This window comes from Isoptericola sp. NPDC060257 (genome assembly GCF_042726645.1).
Taxonomy (GTDB): domain Bacteria; phylum Actinomycetota; class Actinomycetes; order Actinomycetales; family Cellulomonadaceae; genus Isoptericola; species Isoptericola nanjingensis.
Genome location: NZ_JBHXAW010000309.1, coordinates 1 through 5,132 on the forward strand (window position 1 = coordinate 1; position 5,132 = coordinate 5,132).

Here is a 5,132-nt window from a genome sequence, read left to right on the forward strand (position 1 = left end):
GCCCCCGGCGCCGTGGTGCTCGGATCGACCCCAGAAAGATCGAGAGGAATCCCCAGTGAAGAGGACCCGTGTGGTCGCCACCGGCGTGGCGACGAGCCTGACCCTGGCGCTCGCGCTCGCCGCGTGCGCGCCCGCCGACGACGAGGGGACCGGCGAGTCCGGCGGCACCCCCGAGGCCGGCGACATCACCCTGTGGCTCGCCGGTGCCGACACCAACGACGACCTGCGCAAGTACCTGGTCGACACGTTCGCCGAGGAGAACCCCGGCTCGACGCTGACGATCGAGGAGCAGGACTGGACCGACCTGGTCACCAAGCTCACGACCGCGCTGCCCGACGCCGCCAACACCCCGGACGTCGTCGAGATCGGCAACACGCAGGCGCCGACGTTCACCTACGCGGGCGCGTTCCGCGAGATCTCGCCGGAGCTGTACGACGAGCTGGGCGGCGACAAGCTGCTGCAGTCGTTCGTCGACGCGGGCTCGATCGACGAGACCAAGTACGCGCTGCCCTACTACTACGGCTCGCGCTACATGTTCTACCGCAAGGACATCTGGCAGAAGGCCGGCCTCGAGGTCCCCACGACGCTGGAGGAGTTCGGCGACTCCGTCAAGGAGCTCACCTCCAAGAAGCAGTCCGGGTTCGCGATGGGCGGGCAGGACTGGCGCAACGGCATCTCCTGGGTCTTCGCGAACGACGGCGAGCTCGCCGTCAAGGACGGCGACCAGTGGACCTCCACGCTGTCCGACCCGAACACGGTCAAGGGCCTCGAGCAGTGGCAGGACGTCTTCGAGAACGCGTCGAACCTGCCGGCGACGGCCAAGGACGAGGCGTACTGGGACTTCATCAACGACGGCACCGACGGCGGCGCGCCCGAGGGCGCGACCATCATGGCGCCGGGCTGGGCCCGCTGGTCCATCGGCGACCTGACGAAGGGTGACGACGGCAAGGAGGTGCGCGACGGCATGGCGGACGACAAGAAGTTCGACATCTTCGCGCTGCCGGGCGTCGACGGCGGCGTGGCCCCGGTCTTCGCCGGCGGCTCGAACGTCGCGGTGTCCGCGAAGTCGCAGCACCCCGAGCTCTCGGAGAACCTGCTGCGGATCATCTACTCGGACGAGTACCAGACGATGCTCGCCAAGGCGGGCCTGGGCCCGGCCAACACGGACTTCAACAAGCTCATGACCGTGGACGCCGACGGCAACCCGGACAAGTTCGGCGAGGTCGCCGTGGCGACCGCCGAGGCGTCGAAGCTCACCCCGGCCGCTCCCGGCTGGGCCGCCGTGGAGGGCGCCTCGGTCTACGAGGAGCTCTTCCAGAAGATCGCCGAGGGCGGTGACGTGACGGCTCTCGCCAAGCAGTACGACGAGAAGCTCACGCCGATGCTCAACGGCCAGGCGGGCTGACCCCCTTCAGCCCCCACCCCTGACGGGCGGAGCGGTGCCATCTCGCTGGTCCCCCCACCAGCTCCACCGCTCCGCCCGTCATCCACGACCACCGGGAAGGAGGACCGCATGACCACCGCGACACCCGCGTCCACCATCGCGATCCGCCGTCGGCGCCAGCCGGCCACCCCCTACCTCCTGCTGCTCCCCGCGGTGCTGATCCTCCTCGTCGGTCTCGGGTACCCCGTGTACTGGCAGGTCGTGACCTCGCTGCAGGAATACGGGATGATGCAGCAGTTCGGCGCGCCCCCCACCTTCGCCGGGCTGGACAACTACGCGCGGATCTTCTCCGACGAGCGGCTGCTGCCCGTCGTGACGCGCTCCCTGATCTTCTGCCTCGTGAACGCGTTCCTCACGGTGGCCATCGGGCTCGGCCTCGCGCTGCTCATGAAGGCGGTGCACGGCGCGGTGCGCATCACCATGCAGGTCGTGCTCCTGCTGGCCTGGGCGACGCCGCTCGTGGCCGCGGTGACCGTCTTCCGGTGGCTCTTCGACTACCGCGCCGGCGTCGTCAACTGGCTGCTCGTGCAGATCGGCCTCGACCAGTACCAGGGCTACGCCTGGCTCGCGCAGCCGCTGACGTTCTTCGTCGTCGCGACCCTGGTCATCGTGTGGATGTCGGTGCCGTTCGTGGCGATGTCGCTGTACGCGGGCCTCACGCAGGTCTCCGAGGAGGTCCTCGAGGCCGCCCGCCTCGACGGCGCCAGCCCCGCGCAGATCCTGCGCCACATCCTGCTGCCGCTGGTGCGCCCGGTGCTCGCCATCGTGCTGCTGCTGCAGATCATCTGGGACCTGCGCGTGTTCGCGCAGATCCGCCTGCTGCAGGACGCCGGCGCCCCGATCTCCGAGACGAACCTGCTGGGCAACTTCATCTACGAGCTCGGCATCGGCAGCCAGGACTTCTCCGGCGCCGCCGCCGTCTCGATCTTCGTCCTGCTGCTCACGGTGCTGCTCGCCGCGCCGTACGTGCGCAGCCTCATGAAGGAGGACGCCGCGTGACCGCCGCGACCGAGACCGGAACCGGGAGGGCAGCGCCGGCCGCCGCGCCCGCCGTGCGCGACGCCGCCGCGGCGGCGCGCCGCCCCCGACCGCGGGTCGGCAAGATCCTGCTGGGTGCCCTGGGCGTGGTCCTGTCCCTCGTGTGGGCGTTCCCCGTCTACTGGATGCTGCTGTCGGCCGTGACGCCCGACGCGCGGCTGCGGGCGGACACGCCGAGCTTCCTGCCCACGCACTTCACCCTCGCGAACTTCGGCAGCGTCCTGACGGGCTCCGGCTTCGGCGGCGCGCTGCGGATGAGCCTCATGGTCACGCTCGTGACGATCGTGCTCGTCCTGGCGTTCGCGTTCCTCGCCGCCCTCGCGATCAGCCGGTGGCGTTTCCGCGGGCGGACCAGCTTCGTGCTGGCGGTGCTGTTCATCCAGATGCTGCCCGCCGAGGGCCTGTTCATCGCCCAGTACAAGATGCTGTCGACCGTCGGCGCGAGCGCGCCGGTGCTCGGCCTCAACTCGGTGCTCGGCATCTCGGTCCTGTACACCGCGATGCTCGTGCCGTTCACGATCTGGATGCTGCGCGGCTTCGTCGCCGGCATCCCGGCCGAGCTCGAGGAAGCGGCCATGGTCGACGGCCTCTCGCGCACCAAGGCCTTCCTGCGGATCACGTTCCCCCTGCTCGCGCCGGGACTCGTGGCGTCCGGCGTGTACGCGTTCCTGCAGGCGTGGAACGAGTTCACGACGGCGCTCGTGATCCTCCCGGCCGAGAGCCGGCAGACGCTGCCGATCTGGCTGCGCAGCTTCCTGTCGGCGTCGGCGAACCGCGGCATCGACTGGGGCGAGGTCATGGCGGCCTCGACGCTCATCGCGGTGCCGGTGATCGTCTTCTTCCTCTTCGTGCAGGGTCGGATGACGTCCGGCCTGGTCGCCGGGGCGGTGAAGGGCTGACGTGGACGACGCCACACCCCTGAACCCGCCGGGCCCCGCGGGCCCCACCGTCGGTCTCGACATCGGCGGGACCAAGACCCTCGCCGTCCTGCTGGACGCGGCCGGCGCCACCGTGGCGCAGGCCCGGCTGGCCACCGAGCGCGGCCCCGCCGGCGTCGTCGCGGGCGCGGCCCGTGCCGTGCGCGGCGTCGCACGTCAGGCCGGCGTCGAGCTCGCGGACGTCGTCGGCGTGGGCGTGGGCATGCCCGGTCTCGTCGACCCCGCCGCCGGGACGGTGCGGCACGCCGTGAACGTGGGCGTGGACGCCTCGCCGCTGGCGCTCGCCCGGCTGCTGGGCGACGAGCTCGGCGGGATCCCCGTCGGGCTGGAGAACGACCTCAACGTGGCGGCGCTCGGCGCCGCGCACCTGGAGGCCGCCGCGGCGGGCACGCCGCGGGCGCGGGTGGACCTCGCGTTCCTCGCGCTCGGCACCGGCCTGGCCGCGGGCCTCGTGCTCGACGGCGAGCTGCGGCGCGGCTTCGGCGGCGCGGCCGGCGAGATCGGGCACGTCCCGGTGGACCCGTCCGGCCCCGTGTGCCCGTGCGGGCAGCGCGGCTGCCTCGAGCTGTACGCGTCCGGGACGGCCGTCGCCCGGCTCTGGCCGGTCCGCACCGGCCGCCCCGCGCCGGTGGAGCTGTTCGAGGCGGCGGAGCGCGGCGTCCCCGCGGCGCTCGAGGCGCGCGACGCCTACGCCTCGGCCGTGGCCGCGGCCGTGCGCATGCTGGTCCTCACGGTCGACGTCAAGCACGTCGTGCTGGGCGGCGGCGTCGCGCAGCTCGGCGAGCCGCTCCTGGACGCCGTGCGCACCGCGCTGGTCCGCGAGTCGCGGGACTCCGGGTTCCTCGGCTCGCTGCACCTGGCCGACCGCGTCCGGCTGGCCCCGGGCCGCGTGCCCGTGGGCGCCGTCGGCGCCGCCGTCGTGGGGCGGTCGGTCGCCGGCCGCGCCCCGCTGAACGGGGTGGCGTCGTGACCGCGCGCCGGGCGGGGGCCATCACCGCGGGCGTGACCGCGGGCCTGCTCACGGTCGCGCTGACCGGGTGCTCCGTGCTCGGCACGGGGGCGGAGCCCGCGGCGCCGGACACGGACCTCACGATGTGGCTGGTCGGTGAGGACACGACGCCGGAGCTCCGCGAGTTCCTCGTGCAGAAGTTCGAGGACGAGCACCCGGGCGCCACCCTGACGATCGAGCAGCAGGAGTGGGGCGACCTCGTCGCCGACCTCACCGAGGCGCTGGAGGACCCTGCCACCACGCCGGACGTCGTCGAGATCGGCAACACGCAGTCCCCGACGTTCACCACCACGGGCGCGTTCCGCGAGATCTCGCCGGAGCTGTACGACGAGCTGGGCGGCGACAAGCTGCTGCAGTCGTTCGTCGACGCGGGGTCGGTGGACGGCCGCCACTACGCGCTGCCGTACTACTTCGGCTCGCGGTACGTCTTCTACCGCAAGGACGTGTGGGGCGCGGCGGGGCTCGACAAGCCGACGACGCTGGCCGAGTTCGGCGAGTCCGTCAGGGCGCTCACGGACGACGACCACGCCGGGTTCGCGATGGGCGGCCAGGACTGGCGCAACGGCATCTCCTGGGTGTTCGCCGCCGGCGGGGACCTCGCGGTGAAGGAGGGCGACGGCTGGGTCTCGACCCTGTCCGACCCGAAGACCGTCGAGGGCCTCGAGATGTGGCAGGACGTGTACGAGAACGCGTCGTACCTGCC

At 72.3% G+C, this 5,132-nt stretch carries 5 protein-coding genes; all 5 read left to right on the forward strand.

From position 1 onward, the window contains the following. Window positions 1–55: 55 nt before the first annotated feature. Window positions 56–1,405, forward strand: coding sequence for an extracellular solute-binding protein (locus tag ACFWEK_RS18805; protein ID WP_430555024.1), 1,350 nt, complete (start codon window positions 56–58; stop codon window positions 1,403–1,405). A 108-nt stretch (window positions 1,406–1,513) separates the two neighbouring features. Beyond that, window positions 1,514–2,443, forward strand: coding sequence for a carbohydrate ABC transporter permease (locus tag ACFWEK_RS18810; RefSeq protein WP_430555025.1), 930 nt, complete (start codon window positions 1,514–1,516; stop codon window positions 2,441–2,443). Next, complete coding sequence (locus ACFWEK_RS18815) at window positions 2,440–3,381, forward strand: carbohydrate ABC transporter permease (protein ID WP_430555026.1); 942 nt, start codon at window positions 2,440–2,442, stop codon at window positions 3,379–3,381. The genes ACFWEK_RS18810 and ACFWEK_RS18815 overlap by 4 nt, the downstream gene beginning before the upstream one ends. A 1-nt stretch (window position 3,382) precedes the next feature. Next, a complete protein-coding gene (locus ACFWEK_RS18820) occupies window positions 3,383–4,390 on the forward strand; it encodes an ROK family protein (RefSeq protein ID WP_430546897.1) in 1,008 nt (335 codons plus the stop codon). Further along, the coding region (locus ACFWEK_RS18825; protein ID WP_430555027.1) for an extracellular solute-binding protein at window positions 4,387–5,132 on the forward strand (746 nt) is incomplete at its 3' end. The genes ACFWEK_RS18820 and ACFWEK_RS18825, both read left to right, overlap by 4 nt.

Coding starts and splice junctions, on each gene's coding strand:
- ACFWEK_RS18810 (WP_430555025.1), top strand. CDS start 1,514: ATGACCACCGCGACACCCGCGTCCACCATCGCGATCCGCCGTCGGCGC.